The sequence below is a fragment of the Streptomyces galbus genome, assembly GCF_005280195.1.
GTDB lineage: Bacteria > Actinomycetota > Actinomycetes > Streptomycetales > Streptomycetaceae > Streptomyces > Streptomyces galbus.
In genome coordinates, this window is the sequence record NZ_SZPR01000026.1 from 22,301 (window position 1) to 38,178 (window position 15,878).

Below are 15,878 nucleotides of genomic sequence, written 5' to 3' on the forward strand. Positions count from 1 at the left end.
TCCTCGTCGTCCCTCTTCGCCGCTCTTCGCCCCTCTCGTCCGTCATCCGAAAGGACAGCCCATGTCCCCGCCCCTGGCGTCGCCCGTACGACACGCCCCCGCCCCGCCCGCCGCCGGTTTCCTCGACGGGGCGCGACGGGCCCTGACCGGCACCGCCGGCACCCCGCTGGTCCTGCTCGGCAACTTCGAGGTGGAGGACGAGTGGGCCAAGGGCGAGTCGGGGCTGCCCATGCTCGCGGGCCGCAACTCCGCCGCCATCGTCAACCGGATGGACGAGTTCGCCCTGCTGCTGGCGGGCCCGGACGACCACGTCGTCCTCAAGTCGGCGCCCGACGCCGACTACCTCGACCACCTGGCGTCCCTGGGCGTCGAGTTGCCCACCGTGCTGGTCACCGACGTGCAGGACCCGGCGCATTCGGTCACCGTCGACGCGCTGCGCTCCCCGCGCCTGATGGCCTCGCTCCGCGAACTCGCCGGACGGGGAGCCCGGTTGCTGCCGCACGGCCAGTCGGCCCTGGAGGACGAGCTGTGCGAGCGGACCGGCCTGGCGTCCGCGCTGCCGCCCTCCCCGCTGGTGAAGTCCGTCAACAGCAAGATCTACAGCCGGCGCCTCGCCACCGAGCTGGGACTGCCGCTGGCCCGCGGCTGGGAGTGCGAGACGGTCGGCGCCTTCGAGGAGGCGGCCGAAGAAGCGGTCGCGCTCTGCGTGGACCAGGGTCGCCGGGTCGGCGTCAAGGACGCCTACGGGGTGTCCGGCAAGGGCATCGCCGTCATCGACGACAGCCGCCGGCTGCGCCAGCTCGTGCGCATGGTGGCGCGGGGCGCCGCCAAGCGCGGCGACGACCGGATCGCGCTGGTCATCGAGGAGTGGGCGGACAAGACCACCGACCTGAACTACCACTTCACGGTGGGCCGCGACGGCTCGGTGCGCTTCGACTTCGTCAAGGAGGCGCTGACCCAGAACGGCGTCCACAAGGGCCACCGGTTCCCCGCTCAGCTCGACCCCGGGCACATCGCCGCGGTCCAGGACGCGTCGGCCCGGATCGGCGCGCGGCTGGCCGCCGACGGGTTCCACGGAGTGGTCGGCGTCGACGCGATGCTCACCCGCGACCGGGGCCTGCTGCCGCTCCTGGAGATCAACGCCCGCAACAACATGTCGACCTACCAGACGTCCCTGCAGGAGCGGTTCATGCGCCCGGGCAGCACCGCCCTGGCGCGCCAGTACGAGCTGTCGCCGACGGCCCGGGTGTCCTTCGCCCGGCTGCGGGACCGGCTCGGTGACCTCCTGCTGGACCCGGCGACCGGCCGCGGACTGATCATCAACAACTTCGCCACGGTCAACGCCGCCGCCCCCGCCGACCCGGACGGCCGTCCGTGGACCGGCCGCCTCTACGGCCTGCTGCTGGCCGGATCGACCGCCGAACTCGACGCCCTCGACCGCGCCGTCGCCGAGGCCGTCCGGAAGGAGACCAACCCCGATGACTGACACCCCGACGACCGGCGCACCGACGGCCGGGTCCTCGACGCCCGAGGACCTCGCCGTGCAGGGCATCGCGTTCACCGAGCTCGCCGACCGCTTCGGCACCCCGCTGTACGTGTACGACGGCGACGAGATCGCCGCCCGGCTGCGCGGCCTGCTCGACCGGCTGCACCCCGGCGTGGAGGTGTTCTACTCCCTCAAGGCCAACCCGAACATCAGCGTGTGCGCGCTGCTGCACTCGCTGGGCGCCCGCGCCGAGGTGTCGTCCCTGACCGAGCTAATCACCGCGCAGCGCGCGGGGGTCCCGGCCGAGCACCTCATGTTCCTGGGCCCGGGCAAGAGCCGCGCCGAGGTCACCGCCTGCGTCAAGGACGACGTCCTGCTGATCTGCGAGTCGTTCGGCGAACTCGCCCTCATCGACGAGGTCGCCGCCGGCCTCGGCACCACCGCCCGGGTCGTGCTGCGCGTCAACCCCGCGTTCGCCGTCAAGGGCAGCGGCCTCACCATGGGCGGCAAGCCCCGCCAGTTCGGCATCGACGAGGAGGCCCTGCTGGCCGACCCGGAGCTGGCCGGCCGGCACCCGGCGGTGCGGCTCAGCGGCTTCCAGGTGTACATGGGCACCCGCATCCTCACCGAGGAGGTCGTCGCCGAGAACACCGGCCGCATCCTCGACCTCGCCGAACGCCTGTCCGCGCGGCTCGGGGTGCCCCTGGACGTGGTCGACGTCGGCGGCGGCCTCGGCGTGGCCTACTTCGCCGGCGAGCGCGACCTCGACCCCGAGCGGACCGTCGAGCTGCTCAACCCGCACTTCGCGGAGTTCGCCGCCCGGCACCCCGGGACCCGGCTGGTCATGGAGCTCGGCCGCTACCTGGTGGGCCACAGCGGCACCTACGCCGTACGGGTGCGGTACGTGAAGGAGTCCCGCGGCGAGCAGTTCGCCGTCGCCGACGGCGGCACCAACCACCACATGGCCGCGGTGGGCATCGGCTCCTTCGTCAAGCGCAACTTCCCCATGCGGCTGCTGAACCGCACCGGCTCCGACGAGCGCCGCAAGTGGAACGTCACCGGACCGCTGTGCACGCCGAACGACACCCTCGGCAAGGCGGTCGAGCTGCCGGCCGACCTGGAGCCGGGCGACCTGGTCGGCGTGGACCGCTCCGGCGCCTACGGTCCGACCGCGTCCCCCGTCCACTTCCTCAGCCACGGCTACCCCGCCGAGGTCCTGGTCCACCGGGGCCGGGCCCGCCTGATCCGGTCGCGGGACGACGCCGAGGAGATGCTCGCCCGCCAGATCCTGCACGACTTCACCCCGCACGAGGACTGATCGCGCGGCCCGGCGCTCCCGGCGCGCACCCCCGCACTCCGGAACTCCCGTTCCCGACTGCTCCGTTCCTCCGCTCCTCCGCTGTTCTTCCTCCCTTCTCACTCCTCAGCGACCCACAGACAAGGACCCGTCATGACCACCGTCGCCCACACCTCCGCCACCTCCGCCGACGCCGTCTCCGCCGACCCGCAGATCGTCGCCGCCATCGTCACCGCCCTCTGCGACGTGCTGGGGCAGGAGCTGACCGACATCACCGCCGAGACGCGGCTGTTCGACGACCTGAGCCTGGACTCCACCGCCGTCCTGGGCCTGCTGATGGCCCTGGAGGACGCCCTGGACATGGAGGTCGACCCGGAGAGCCTGCAGCAGCACCACCTGGAGAGCGTCGGCGCGCTGGCCGGCTTCATCGCCGAGAGCCGGTGACCGCGTGCCCGCCATCCGCACCGTTCGGCGGACACCCGCCCCGGCCGAACCGGCCGGGCCCCGCCTGGACCACGCCGTCGCCTTCCGCTTCTCCGCCGCCGACCGGGACCCCGCGCCCGGCGACCCGCAGCCGTACGTCGACCACCTGCGCGCCCTGCACCGGGCCGCGGGCACCCCGGACCCCACCGTCGAACTGGACTGGCTGACCGGCGGCGCCCGGGTGAGCTACCACGACATGGTCCGTGTGGTCGTGGAGCGGCTGGGGGCGGACCTCGCCGGCGTCGACCTGGTCGTCACCGTCGACGCGAGCCCCGACTGCCGCCACCAGAGCTTCCCGGCCTGTCTGCTCGCCGCGGCCCTGCCCGGTGACCCGCTGGTCCTCGGCATCTCCGAGCAGGGTGTCGCGGGCCCCTTCACCGCCCTGCGGCTCGCCCACGACCAGCTCCGCGCGGGACTGCGCCGACGTGCGCTCGTCCTCGTCGTCGAGCAGAGCACCCTGCCGCCGGGCTCCTTCGCCGGGCCCGTGGAGGACGTGGCGGTGGCGCTGCTCCTCGACGCCGGCCCGGGCCCCGGACCGCGCCTGGAACGCCCCGAGGTGGGCGTCACGGGACGCGGCGCCGAAGCCGCCCCGCCGGCGCCGGACGCCCCTCCCGGTCACCCGTGCGCGGGGGCGTGGCTCACGCTCGCCGACCGACTGGCCGGCCCCGGCGGACCGCCGTACGGCCCGGACGGACGGCTGGTGATCGCCGACCGCGACCCGGTCCTGCCGTACGCGTGCCGGGTGACGCTCACCCGGCCGGTGCCGGCGCGGCAGCCCGGTGTGCTGCCCGAGGTCGCCGTCCGGCCCGTACTGGAGCCGGTCGCATGAGCCTCACGATCCCCGCGGCCCGCTCCGAGGCGGACGCCACACCCGGCCACCTCTGGTCCCCCGCCCTCGCGCGGCGGGTCCGGGCCGCCGCCCGGGACCACGGAGCCGCGCACGCCCTCGGGGTGCTGCACGCGGCCACCCTGCCCGGTGTGCTGCCGGCCGGTCCGGGCGGGCACGTCCTGGTCCCGGAGGCCGTGGCGGCGGCCGGCTCGCGGTACGACACCCCCGAGGGGCCGCGTCCCCGCCGTCCCGACGCGGGCGAGGAACTGCTGGCCCGGGTGGCCCTGCCCGGCGGCGAGGCCCTGGTGGCGCTGCGCGTCCCGGGCTCCGGTCCCGGCCCGGACGGCGGCGCGGCCTGGGCCCGGGGGCTCGTGGCGGTGCGGCTCGGCCTGGCCGAGCGCGCGCTGCGGGAAGTCGCCGACCGGCTGCGGGACCGTACGGTCCAGGGCACCGTCATGCTCCACCTGCCCCTGGTCCGCGCCCTGATCGCGGACGCCGCGTGCGGCCTGGCCGAGGCGGGGGCGCTGCTGTCGGCCCCCGTCACGGACCCGGGCCCCGCCGAACTGCGCCGGGCGCACCGGGCGCTGGACGAGTCGGGCCGTGCCTGCCTGCACCTGCTCGGGGCCGCCGGCTTCGTCACCGGGGGCACGGGGGACCTCGTGCGCGCCTCCGAGCTGCTCGCCGACACCTACGCCCCGCCTCCCCCGGTACCGGAAGGAGACCGCCCATGACCACCCACACCGAGACCTTCCTCGGCGAACTGAGGGCCCAGGGACGCGAGTTCGCCGACCTGGTCCGCACCACCTCGCTCGAGCTCGACCGGGCGCCGACGCGCGCCGCCGACCTGCTCCTGCACGGGCCGTTGCCCTGGCGGCAGTTGATGGGCCTGCCCGCCGACTTCGCCGACGACCCGCTGCGGATCGCCGGCCGCCCGGTCCTGCTGGACCGCTGCGTGGAACAGGTCGTCGTCTTCGAGGAGCTGGCCCGCGGGGACGCCGCCGCGGTGCTGGCGCTGCCCGGCCCGTCGATGTCCGGGCAGGTGGTGGCCGAACTGGCCGACGCGGAACAGCGCGAGCGCTACTACCGGCGCCTCGCGCAGGCCCCGACCTGGACCTTCTTCGGCATGACCGAACCGGCGCACGGGTCCGACCCGGCGGGCATGGCCACCGTCCTGCGGCCCCGCGACGACGGCACCGGATTCACCCTCGACGGCACCAAGCGGTTCGTGGGCAACGGGGCCCGCGCCGGCCTGGGCGTCGTCTTCGCCCGCCGCAACGCCGGACCGCTGGGTGTCACCGCCGTGCTGGTCGACACCGGCAGGCCCGGGTTCACCGCGACCCCGCTGGAGACGTCCGGCCTGCGCGGCCTCCAGCTCAGCCAACTCGACCTGAGCGCCGTGCCGGTGACCGAGCGGGACGTCCTGGGACACGGGCGCCGTGCCACCCGGCAGGGCATGTGGGCGGCGACCCGGACCTTCAACCGCTTCCGCCCGGTGGTCGCGTGCTTCGCCCTGGGCGTCGCGCAGGCCGCGTACGACTACGTGCACGCGCACCGGCGCCGGTTGCGGGCCGACGAGTCCTGGGCCATGGAACGGTTCGCCGAACGCCTCGCGGGTGTGCGGGCGTTGGTGCTGGACGCCGCGCGGTCGGCGGACCGGGACCCGGGGGACGGCACCCTGGCCTCGGCCGCGAAGATCCGGGCGACCCGGCTGGCCGAGGAGCTCACCCTCGCGGCGGTGGACTGCTTCGGGCCGGGTGCCCGGTGGGACCACCCGCTGCTGGACAAGTGGGTGCGCGACGCGCGGGCCTTCGAGTACATGGAGGGCACCGGCAACATCCAGCGCCTGGGCGTGGCCCAGGGCTACCTGCACGGGCGGCTGTCCGATGACCGCGCGGCCTGAGCCGGCGCCGCTCCCGCGCGGCCCCGAGGCGGACGTGTGGCGGATCCGGCTGGACGGCGGCGACCGGACGGTGCGGCAGGCGGTACGGCTGCTGGACGCGCGCGAGCGGCAGCGGGCGGACCGGTTCCGCGACGCGCTGGCCGCCGACCGCTTCGTCCTCGCCCACGCGGCGGCCCGCAGCATCCTCGGCCGCTACCTCGGGGTGTCCGGAGCGGCGGTGCACTGGTCCGTCGGACCGCACGGCAAGCCGTACTTCACCGGCCCGTGGGGCGCGTGGCAGTGGAGCCTGAGCCGGGCGGACGGGCTCGCGCTGCTCGCGGTGTGCACCACGGCCCCCGTCGGGGTGGACCTGGAGCGGGTGGGCGCGCAGACCCAGGCGCTCGCGCTGGCCCGGCGGTTCCTTCCCGCGCTGGAGGCGGCCGACGTGGGACGGCTGAGCGGCGCGGCCGGCCCCGCCGGCGACGAGGCGGACGCGGACCCGGACGGGCCGGCCGCGCGCGTCGCCTACCACCGGCTGCTGTCCCGCAAGGAGGCCTGCGTCAAGGCCAGCGGCGGACGGCTGCTGGACGGTCTGCGGCTCGACGTCCTCTCTCCGGGGACGGTACTGGGCGACGGGGCGTTCGCCGGTGAGCGCTGGTTCCTGCGCGACCTGCCCGCACCCCCCGGTTTCGTGGCCGCGCTGGCCACGCTGGGCGACGCGGAGCCCGGCCTGCGGCTGTTCGACTGGGAGTGGGCCTCGGGCCCGCCCGCCGACGGCCCCGCGGAGTCCCGGCTGGTCCTCCCGCCCGGCGCCCGGACCCGGCGGACGGCCGACCCCGCCGACGCCCCCGAGCCGGTCGGCGGTGGGGTCCGGTGAACCGCCGTCCGGCCGGCCGACGGGACCGGACGCCGTCCGGCGCCCAGGCGCCGTCGCCATCGTCGTCCCCGTCGTCCCCGTCGTCCCCGTCGTCCCCGCCGTCCCCGTCGTCCCCGTCGTCCGAGAGTCCGCCGTACGCCCGGTTCGTGCCGTCGGAGCTGCCCGTCCTGACGTCCACCCCGGCCCGCGCCGATCACGCGGTGCGGGCCGCGGGACGGGCGCTCGCCCGGCTCGGCCGGTCCGACCTGGGCGGCCACCTCGTCCTCGTGGCGGGCCGGGACGGCCCGTCCGACCCGGCCGCCGAGGAACGCGCGGCGGCCCGGGCCGTGGAGCACGCGCTGCGCCGCCGGCCGCTCCGGCTGCCGCCGGTCCCGGGCGCACCCGCGGCGCCCTTCCCGGCCGACTGACCCCAGAGCGGGGGAACGCCCTCGTCCCTCGCTCCCCTCCCCCGCTCCCCCCGCTCTCCCTCTCCTCCTCCCGCAGACCACACGGAACAGGTCACTCCCATGGACTCGCAGAACGAACCCACCCCCTCGCACGACGGCGGCGGCAGCGCCGCGCCCGAGCGCCCGGTGCAGTGGAGCAAGGTCATCGCCCTGGTGGGCGGCCAGGGCGTGTCACTGGGCGGCGGCTACGTCCTGCTCATCGCCATGAACTGGACGGCGATCCGGCTCGGCGGCTCCTCGGCCGTCACGGCCCTGATGCTGGCCGCGACCGTGCCGCGCGCGGTGATGCTGGTGTTCGGCGGCGCCGTCGCCGACCTGCTCGGCCCCCGCTTCGTGCTGCTGCGCACCACGTCGGCCCGGATCGCGGTGCTCGCCGCGGGCGCCGCCGTGGTGGCGACCGCCCAGTCGCTGTGGCCGCTGATGGTGATCGCCGTGCTGGACGGGGTGCTGTTCGGACTGTCCAGTCCGTCGACCGGGTCGATCATCCCGAACCTCGCCCGGCGCACCCATCTGGCACGGGCCAACTCGCTGTACGCGATGGTGCTCCGGGTGGCCCCGATCGTGGGCTCGCCGGTCGGCGCCTGGCTGATCGCGGTGGGCCGCCTGTGGCAGGCGCTGCTGGTGACGGCGCTGACCAGCGCCGTGTGGCTGGCCTGCCTGGTGTACGTCACCCGGGGGCTGCCGCGGCCGGCCCGGGGGCGCCGGGACGGTGGTCTGCTCCGGCACTCCGCGGACGGTCTGCGGCTGCTGGCCGCGCACGGCCGGCTGCGCTGGATGTTCGTCGCCTCGCTCTGCCTGGACATGGCGTTCGGCTGGCCGATCGACGTGGCGCTGCCGCTGCTGGTGTCCGACCGTGGCTGGGGCGTCGGCGCCGTCGGTGTGATCATCGCGTCGTTCAGCGGCGGCGCGCTGTGCGCGAGCGCGGTGGGTGCCGCCCTGGCGCACCGCATCCCGGTGATGGTCCGGCTCGTGGTGTCGGGCGCGGGCATCGGCGCGGGGATCGCGGTGATGGCGCTGATGCCGTCGGTGACGGGCCTCGCGGTGGTCGCCGCCGGGGTGGGCGTGATGTCCGGGTTCAACGGCCCGGCCATCGTGACGGTGTACCAGCAGGCCGCGCCCGCCTCCCGGATGGGCGCCGCGATGTCGACCCTGTCCCTGGCCAGCATCGGCACGGGCCCGGTGTCCATCGCCCTGTTCAGCTCCCTGTCGGCGGGGCTGGGCCTGCGCACGACGTGGCTGCTGTGCGCGGTGCTGGCGCTGGTGGCCCCGGCGGCCGTCCTGCTGGCGCTGCGTCACCCGGAGTCGGTCGAGGCCGAGGCCGAGGACACGGACAAGATCAGCGACAGGGGAACCGAGCGGCCGACGAGCGAGGTCGCCGTCGAGGCGGCCCGTCCGGAACCGGCTCCGCAGCCCGCCTCGACACCGGCGTGACCGACGTAGGAACACCGGGGGCACGAAGGCAGAACTCCACCGCACTCGACCGCCGGTCCCCGCGCGCACCGCGGCGGGGACCGGCGGTGGGGCGTCCCGCTCGGCCACAATGGCCGCGTGGAAGCACACCGGTCACCGGAGACGACCCCCGACGGCCACTTCGTGGTCATCAAGGGCAGGAGGTGGCGCGCGACCGATCCCCTGGTCCCGGACGACGTGGCCGCCCGCCTTCGGCAGCACCTGATGTCCGCCCGTCGCGCGGTGCGTTCCGCGACGAGCGCCGGTGACGGGCCGGCCGAGCGGGCGGCACGGGCCCGCGTCCAGCGGGCGAAGGTCGCGCTCGGCGAACGGGGCACCCCCTGGTGGGAGCAGTCCGAGGACGAACGGCGGCGGCGCTGGGAGGAGGGACTCGCGGGCCTCGACGCCCGGCAGGACGGCTGAGGCCCGCAGGAGCCGGGGAGCGCCGGGTGGGATCACCCGGTCAGCGGAACGTGTCGCACTGGGCCATGTCGCCCGTGCGGTAGCCGCGCTGGAACCACTGCTGGCGCTGCGCGGCCGAGCCGTGGGTCCAGGTGTCGGGGGTCACCCGGCCCTGGAACTCCTGCTGGATGCGGTCGTCGCCGACCGCCGCGGCCGCGTCGAGCCCGTCGCGGATGTCGGCGTCCGTCAGGCTCGTGATGAGGGGCCTGCCCGTCGTCTCGTCCTTGACGGTCGTCGCGTGGTGCGCCCACACGCCCGCGTAGCAGTCGGCCTGCAGTTCCGTCTTCACGGAGTCGCTGTCGGCGCCGGTGGCCCCGCTGCGGTGCGCGGACAGCGTGCCCTCGATGTCCTGCATGTGGTGGCCGTACTCGTGGGCCACCACGTAGGCCTGGGCGAAGGGGCCGCCCTGCGCACCGAACTTCGTCCGCAGTTCGTCGAAGAACCCGAGGTCGAGGTAGACCCGCTTGTCGCCGGGGCAGTAGAAGGGGCCGACCTCGGAGGTGGCGGCTCCGCACCCGGTGCTCGTGCGCCCGGTGAACAGCACCGTGGGCGCCTTGGAGTAGCCGATCCGGTGGCGGCCGGACTCCTGCGCCCAGTAGTCCTGGACGCTGTTGACCACCGCGACGATCCGGCACTCGTCCTTGGTGTCGGCGTCCTGCCCGGTACGGCACTCCTGCTGGACCTGTCCGGCGGAGGACGAGGTCGCCGGCGCGTCGCCCCCGGAGGACAGGCCCAGGTGGTCGGGGCTGATGCCGAGGAAGAGGCCCACGACCAGGACGACGAGGCCCACGATGCCGCCGCCGATGGTCGCCCCGCCGCCGGGGACGCGGCTGCCCCTCTCGTCCTGCACCTCGGAGGTGTCCAGAGGGGCGTCGTCGTCGAACTGCATGGGACCCGCCTTAGCCGCACGTCGTTGCCTGGATGTCGCTGCTCCTTGTACCCCCTCCGCGGGCTCTCGCGCCTGCGGGCTCGCCCCGGCTCCCCCGGGTGCGGGTACGCCGTCGCCCGCCCCGGCGAGCACAGCGGGGGCGGGCGACGGACCGGGCGACGACTACTTGGTGAGCGGCGCCAGCTTCGGGTCGTTGGCGTACGCCTGGGCGGCGTTCTGCTTCGTGACGATCACGGGCGGCAGGAGGTAGGCCGGCACGACCTTGACGCCGTTGTCGTACGACTTGGTGTCGTTGATGGTCGGCTTGTCGCCCTTCTGCAGGGCCTTGACCATGCCGACGGTCTCCGCGACCAGCTTGCGGGTGTCCTTGTTGATGGTCGAGTACTGCTCACCCGCCATGATCGACTTGACCGACTCGACCTCGGAGTCCTGGCCGGTGACGACCGGGACGGGCTTCCCGGCGCCCTTCACGGAGGTGAGGATGGCGCGGGCCAGCGTGTCGTTCGGGGACAGGACGCCGTCCAGGGTCTTCTTGCCGCCGTAGGCGGAGGTCAGCAGGGAGTCCATGCGCTGCTGCGCGTTCTCGGCCTTCCAGCCCTGGATCGCGGTCTGCTTGATGTCGGTCTGGCCCGAGCCGATAACGATGTCGCCCTTGTCGATGAGGGGCTTGAGCACCTGCATCGCGCCGTCGAAGAACACCTTGGAGTTGTTGTCGTCCGGCGAGCCGGAGAACAGCTCGATCGTCCACGGCCCCTTCGGCTTCTTCGCCTTCATGCCGTCGACGAGGGCCTGGCCCTGGAGCTGGCCGACCTTGAAGTTGTCGAAGGCGATGTAGTAGTCGACGTCCGGGGTGTTGGTGATGAGCCGGTCGTAGGCGATGACGACGGCGCCCTCGTCCTTGGCCTGCTTGACCTGGGTGGCGAGCTGGGAGGCGTCGGTGGCGCCGATGACGATGACCTTGGCGCCCTTGGTGACCATGGAGGAGATCTGCGCCTGCTGGTCGGCGACCGTGGTCGAGGCCCCCGCGTACTGGACGTCCGCCTTGAACCCGGCGTCCTTGAGCCCGCTGGTGAACAGACCGCCGGCGAGCACCCAGTTCTCCGAGGTCTTGGAGGGCAGGGCGACCCCGATCAGGGAGTCCTTGGCGAAGCCCTTGCCGTCGGCGCTGTCGCTGCCGGCCGCGCCCTCGCGTTCGTTGGAGCAGGCCGTGCCGAGGGTGAGCAGGGCGGCGGCGCCGACGGCGGCGACCGTTCTGATGAGGGATGTGCGCATAGTGGTGGAGAACCCTTCGTGGGTGCTGGGCGGAACCTTGTCGCGGGGGGATGAGCCGGTCACCCGGCTGTCAGGGGGCCGGGTGACCGGCCGTCGGGGGCGAGCGGGGGTGGGCCGCGGCGGGGGCGGGCACCGCTCGGAGTACGGCCGGCCGGTCAGCCGGCCACCTTGGCCGTGTCGGCGTCGGGGGCCTGGGCCGGCACCGTCGCCGTACCGGCCGGGTCGTCCCGCCGGAAGGGCCGCATCAGTGTCCCCGTGATGGAGAAACGCCCCTGGCTCTTGTTGTAGACGTCGAAGGCGACGGCGAGCAGCAGGACGAGGCCCTTGATGATCTGCACCATGTCCGAGCCGACGCCCTCGAGTTGGAGGCCGTTGTTGAGCAGGGCCATCACCAGGCCGCCGACGATGGAGCCGCTGACGGTGCCCAGGCCGCCGGAGACCGCCGCGCCGCCGATGAACACGGCCGCGATGGCGTCGAGTTCCCAGCTCAGGCCGTCCTGGGGGCCGGAGGCGGAGGACCGCGCCACGAAGATCATGCCGGCGAGCGCGGCCAGCACCGACATGTTCATCATGACGAAGAAGTTGACCCGCTTCAGCTTCACGCCGGACAGTTCGGCCGCCCGTGCGTTGCCGCCGACCGCGTAGATGTGCCGGCCCCCGATGGTGTTGCGGGTGTAGTGCGAGTAGGCCAGGACCAGGACGATCAGGATGATGCCGGAGATGGGCAGGCTGGTGCCGACCCGGCCGCCGGCGAACCGCAGCGTGGCGAAGACGATGACGCCGAGCATCACGGCCAGGCGGACGCCCGCGACCCAGAGGGGGGCGGTGTCGGCCTTCATCTCCAGCCGGGTCCGGCGCGCCTGCCACTCGCGCCACACCACACCGGCGCAGGCGGCGAGCCCGAGCAGGAGCGTGAGGTTGTTGTAGCCGGTGTCCGGCCCCACCTCGGGGAGGAAGCCCGCCCCGATCTTGCGGAAGCCCTCGGGCACGGGGACGGTGTCGGCGTTGCCGATGTACTGGTTGCCGCCGCGGAACAGCAGCATCCCGGCGAGGGTGACGATGAACGCCGGTACGCCGATGTAGGCGACCCAGAAGCCCTGCCAGGCGCCGATGGCCGCGCCGACGAGCAGGCCGAGCAGGATGCCGAGGGGCCAGGGCAGGCCGTGCTCCTGCATGGCCTTGGCGACGACGATGCCGGTGAAGGCCGCGACCGAGCCGACCGACAGGTCGATGTGTCCGGCGACGATCACCATCAGCATGCCGATGGCCAGGATCAGGATGTAGGAGTACTGGCTGACCACGGCGATGAGGTTGCCGGAGGTCAGCGTCAGCCCGCCGGTCCAGATCTGGAACAGCAGGACGATGGCCACCAGGGTGAAGATCATGCCGAACTGGCGGGCGTTGGAGGTCGTGCCTCCGAAGAGGTTCTTCTGCAGGTCGGTGATGCGGCTCATGGCGTTCGGCTCTTCTTCGTCGCGGTCATCTGCTTCATGAGGACTTCGGGATCGGCGTCGGCGCGGGCCACCTCGCCGGTGACGGCGCCCTCGAACACCGTGTAGATGCGGTCGCACAGGCCGATCAGCTCGGGCAGTTCGGACGAGATGACGATCACCCCTTTGCCCTGGGCGACGAGCTGCTGGATGATCCGGTAGATCTCGAACTTGGCCCCGACGTCGATGCCCCGGGTCGGCTCGTCGAGGATCAGCAGGTCCGGGTCGGTGAACATCCACTTCGCCAGGACGACCTTCTGCTGGTTACCGCCGGAGAGCTTGACGACGCCCTCGTCGACGCTGGGCGTCTTGATGCGCAGGCTCTGGCGGTACTCCTCGGCCACGCGGTGTTCGCGCACCGGGTCGATCACCCGGCGCCGGGTGATCTTCGACAGCTTCGCGGACACCATCGAGGTCTTGATGTCGTCCAGCAGGTTGAGGCCGATGGACTTGCGGTCCTCGCTGACGTAGGCCAGTCCGTGGCGGATGGCGTCCGCGACGGTCTTCAGGCGGATCTCCGCGCCGTCCTTGAAGACCTGTCCGGACAGCCAGGTGCCGTAGGAGCGGCCGAACAGGCTCATGGCCAGCTCGGTGCGGCCGGCGCCCATCAGCCCGGCGAAGCCGACGATCTCCCCGCGGCGGACGTGGAAGGACGAGCCCTTGCACACCATCCGCTCGTCCGAGGCGGGGTGCCGCACCGTCCAGTCGCGCACCTCGAAGAAGACCTCGCCGATGTCGGGCGTGCGCTCGGGGAAGCGGCTGGCGAGTTCGCGGCCCACCATGCCGCGCACGATGCGGTCCTCGTCCACGCCGTCGCCGTGCACGTCGAGGCTCTCGATGGTGCGGCCGTCGCGCAGGATGGTGATGGTGTCGGCGACGGCCTCGATCTCGTTCAGCTTGTGCGAGATCATGATCGAGGTGATGCCCCGCTCCCGGAAGCCGCGCAGCAGGTCGAGCAGGTGCCGGGAGTCGTCCTCGTTGAGGGCCGCGGTGGGCTCGTCGAGGATGAGGAGCTTGACGTCCTTGGCGAACGCCTTGGCGATCTCCACGAGTTGCTGCTTGCCGACGCCGATGTCCTTGATCAGGGTGTCGGGGTCCTCGCGGAGTCCGACCTGGTCCATCAGCTCCAGGGCCCGGCGCTGGGCCGTCTTCCAGTCGATGGCGCCGCGGCGGCGCGGCTCGTTGCCGAGGAAGAGGTTCTCGGTGATCGACATACCGGGCACCAGGGCGAGTTCCTGGTGGATGATGACGATGCCGGCCTGTTCGCTGGCCCGGATGTCGTGGAAGCGGACCTGTTCGCCCCGGTAGACGATGTCCCCGGAGTAACTGCCGTACGGGTGGACCCCGCTGAGCACCTTCATCAGCGTGGACTTGCCGGCGCCGTTCTCCCCGCAGATCGCGTGGATCTCGCCCTCCCGTACGACGAGGTTGACGTCGGCGAGCGCGGTGACGCCGGGGAAGGTCTTGGTGATCGACCGCATCTCCAGCAGGTTCGGGCGGGTGGGCGTCATGGGCGGCGCTCCCCACCGCCCGGAACGCGCACCGGCGCCCAGCGACCTCCGGTCCTGCGGCATTGCATGGACATCAACTTGCCTCCGATGACACGGCCTGGACCGGCGTGTCCGAGATTTCGTCTGCTGCGGCACCGGACACTAAATCCATTTGTTTTACTAAGTCAATGGCCTGGTGGAGATAGGTTGGTGGGGGGCGACGAGAGAGGACCGCAGGTGCGGCAGGCAGGAACGAACCTTCCCAAGGTCGGGCGCTACAACCGGGCCGTCGTGCTCGACCAGATCCAGCTCGCCGACGGCATCAGCCGGGTCGAGATCGCCGAGCACACCGGCCTCACACCGCAGACGGTGTCCGGCATCGTGCGCCGGCTGCTGGACGAGGGCATCGTCCGCGAGGACGGCGCGAGCAGGGTGGCCAGCGGCGGCAAGCCCCGCACCACGCTGCGCATCAACGCCGAGGCGGGCAGCGCCGTGGGCCTGCACTTCGACCCCGTCCAGCTCAGCTGCACCGTGGTGGACCTGCTGGGCCGGCCGCTGCTGGTCAAGAAGCGCCCCACGCACCCGGACGCGGACCCGCCCCAGGTCGTCAAGGCCATGGCCGAGCTGGTCGCCGACGTCCTGGCCGAGACGGGCGTCGACCGCGGCAAGATCCTCGGCCTCGGACTGGCCACCCCCGGGCCGATCGACCTCGAGCAGGGTGCGATCGTCGGCGCCCCGCAGCTCACCGGCTGGACCCGGGTGCCCGTGCAGCACATGCTCAGCGAGGCGACCGGTCTGCCGGTGACCCTCGACAACGACGCCACCGCGGCCGCGGTCGGCGAGCGCTGGTCGGGGGCGGGCCGGGGCGTGGCGGACTTCGCCTACTTCTACTTCGGCACCGGTGTCGGCGGCGGCCTCATCCTCAACCACCAGGTGTACCGGGGCGGTTCACTGAACGCGGGCGAGTTCGGGCACTCCTCGGTGCTGCCCGACGGCCCGGAGTGCTACTGCGGGAACCGGGGCTGCCTGGAGCGCCTGGTCAACCCCACGGCCATCGTGGCCGAGGTGCACCGCAGGCTCGCCGCCGGGTCCCACCCGGACAGCGCGCTGGCGCGTGCCTTCGCGCAGGACCCCGGGGCCGTCGACCACCCCGCCATCGGTCTGGCCGCGGCCGCGGGCGACCCGGTCGCCGCCGCGGTCGTCGACGAGAGCGCCGAGCACGTGGCCTCGGTCGCGGTCGACATCGCCAACTTCCTCGACGTGGACCTGATCGTCCTGGGCGGCCACGGCATCCAGCACGTCGAGTCGCGCTACGTGGAGGTCGTCGCCGCCGCGCTGGCCCGGCGCCCGCTGTCGCGGCACGTCCGGGTCGTCGACGTCGAGGCGTCCTGGCTCGGGGTGGACGCGGCGGTCGTCGGGAGCGCGGCGCTCGTGCTGCACGCCACGTACTCCCCGCAGTTGTCGGCCCTGCTGGGCACGGGGACGCCACCCGGCTGACGGGTCCGGCCGGCCGACCGATGAGTTTCCGG

At 73.4% G+C, this 15,878-nt stretch carries 15 protein-coding genes; 11 read left to right on the plus strand and 4 right to left on the minus strand.

Features of this window, described 5'->3' with window-relative positions:
- Positions 1-61 precede the first annotated feature (61 nt).
- The 10 genes from E4U92_RS29110 to E4U92_RS29155 all read left to right on the plus strand — a co-directional run bounded on the left by E4U92_RS29110 (position 62) and on the right by E4U92_RS29155 (position 9,169).
- Positions 62-1,486 carry a preATP grasp domain-containing protein gene (locus E4U92_RS29110; RefSeq protein WP_137303419.1) on the plus strand — a complete coding sequence of 475 codons (1,425 nt, stop codon included), beginning with the start codon at positions 62-64 and terminating at the stop codon, positions 1,484-1,486.
- Entirely contained in the window at positions 1,479-2,804 is a 1,326-nt protein-coding gene (locus E4U92_RS29115; protein WP_137303420.1) for a type III PLP-dependent enzyme, read from the plus strand. The genes E4U92_RS29110 and E4U92_RS29115 overlap by 8 nt, the downstream gene beginning before the upstream one ends.
- Before the next feature lie 132 nt (positions 2,805-2,936).
- Positions 2,937-3,227: an acyl carrier protein gene (locus E4U92_RS29120; protein WP_137303421.1), complete on the plus strand. Its 291-nt coding sequence runs from the start codon at positions 2,937-2,939 to the stop codon at positions 3,225-3,227.
- Positions 3,228-3,231: 4 nt separating this feature from the next.
- Positions 3,232-4,095 carry a beta-ketoacyl-[acyl-carrier-protein] synthase family protein gene (locus E4U92_RS29125; RefSeq protein ID WP_137303422.1) on the plus strand — a complete coding sequence of 288 codons (864 nt, stop codon included), beginning with the start codon at positions 3,232-3,234 and terminating at the stop codon, positions 4,093-4,095.
- On the plus strand, positions 4,092-4,826 hold the full coding sequence (locus E4U92_RS29130; RefSeq protein WP_137303423.1) for an acyl-CoA dehydrogenase family protein: 735 nt from the start codon (positions 4,092-4,094) through the stop codon (positions 4,824-4,826). Before E4U92_RS29125 ends, E4U92_RS29130 begins: the two co-directional genes overlap by 4 nt.
- A complete protein-coding gene (locus tag E4U92_RS29135; protein WP_137303424.1) occupies positions 4,823-5,995 on the plus strand; it encodes an acyl-CoA dehydrogenase family protein in 1,173 nt (390 codons plus the stop codon). Before E4U92_RS29130 ends, E4U92_RS29135 begins: the two co-directional genes overlap by 4 nt.
- A complete protein-coding gene (locus E4U92_RS29140) occupies positions 5,979-6,851 on the plus strand; it encodes a 4'-phosphopantetheinyl transferase family protein (RefSeq protein WP_137303425.1) in 873 nt (290 codons plus the stop codon). Before E4U92_RS29135 ends, E4U92_RS29140 begins: the two co-directional genes overlap by 17 nt.
- Before the next feature lie 146 nt (positions 6,852-6,997).
- Positions 6,998-7,258 (plus strand): hypothetical protein, encoded by a 261-nt coding sequence (locus E4U92_RS29145; protein WP_137303426.1) that lies wholly within the window; start codon positions 6,998-7,000, stop codon positions 7,256-7,258.
- 99 nt (positions 7,259-7,357) lie between these two features.
- Positions 7,358-8,728, plus strand: coding sequence for an MFS transporter (locus E4U92_RS29150; protein WP_137303427.1), 1,371 nt, complete (start codon positions 7,358-7,360; stop codon positions 8,726-8,728).
- Positions 8,729-8,845: 117 nt separating this feature from the next.
- Positions 8,846-9,169: a hypothetical protein gene (locus tag E4U92_RS29155; RefSeq protein WP_137303428.1), complete on the plus strand. Its 324-nt coding sequence runs from the start codon at positions 8,846-8,848 to the stop codon at positions 9,167-9,169.
- 40 nt (positions 9,170-9,209) lie between these two features.
- On the opposite strand, the gene ypfJ is transcribed toward E4U92_RS29155, so the two are convergent.
- From ypfJ to mmsA, 4 genes are all read right to left on the minus strand, one after another.
- Positions 9,210-10,097, minus strand: coding sequence for a KPN_02809 family neutral zinc metallopeptidase (ypfJ, locus tag E4U92_RS29160; RefSeq protein ID WP_137303429.1), 888 nt, complete (start codon positions 10,095-10,097; stop codon positions 9,210-9,212).
- 162 nt (positions 10,098-10,259) lie between these two features.
- The gene (locus E4U92_RS29165) at positions 10,260-11,369 is read right to left on the minus strand and encodes a substrate-binding domain-containing protein (protein WP_137303430.1); all 1,110 of its coding nucleotides are present in this window, start codon (positions 11,367-11,369) and stop codon (positions 10,260-10,262) included.
- A 155-nt stretch (positions 11,370-11,524) separates the two neighbouring features.
- The gene (mmsB, locus tag E4U92_RS29170; RefSeq protein WP_137303431.1) at positions 11,525-12,823 is read right to left on the minus strand and encodes a multiple monosaccharide ABC transporter permease; all 1,299 of its coding nucleotides are present in this window, start codon (positions 12,821-12,823) and stop codon (positions 11,525-11,527) included.
- Positions 12,820-14,370: a multiple monosaccharide ABC transporter ATP-binding protein gene (mmsA, locus tag E4U92_RS29175; RefSeq protein WP_137303432.1), complete on the minus strand. Its 1,551-nt coding sequence runs from the start codon at positions 14,368-14,370 to the stop codon at positions 12,820-12,822. The genes mmsB and mmsA overlap by 4 nt, the downstream gene beginning before the upstream one ends.
- Before the next feature lie 216 nt (positions 14,371-14,586).
- Here mmsA and E4U92_RS29180 point away from each other — a divergent pair, with 216 nt between their 5' ends.
- On the plus strand, positions 14,587-15,846 hold the full coding sequence (locus E4U92_RS29180; protein ID WP_137303433.1) for an ROK family transcriptional regulator: 1,260 nt from the start codon (positions 14,587-14,589) through the stop codon (positions 15,844-15,846).
- The last annotated feature ends 32 nt before the right edge of the window (positions 15,847-15,878 follow it).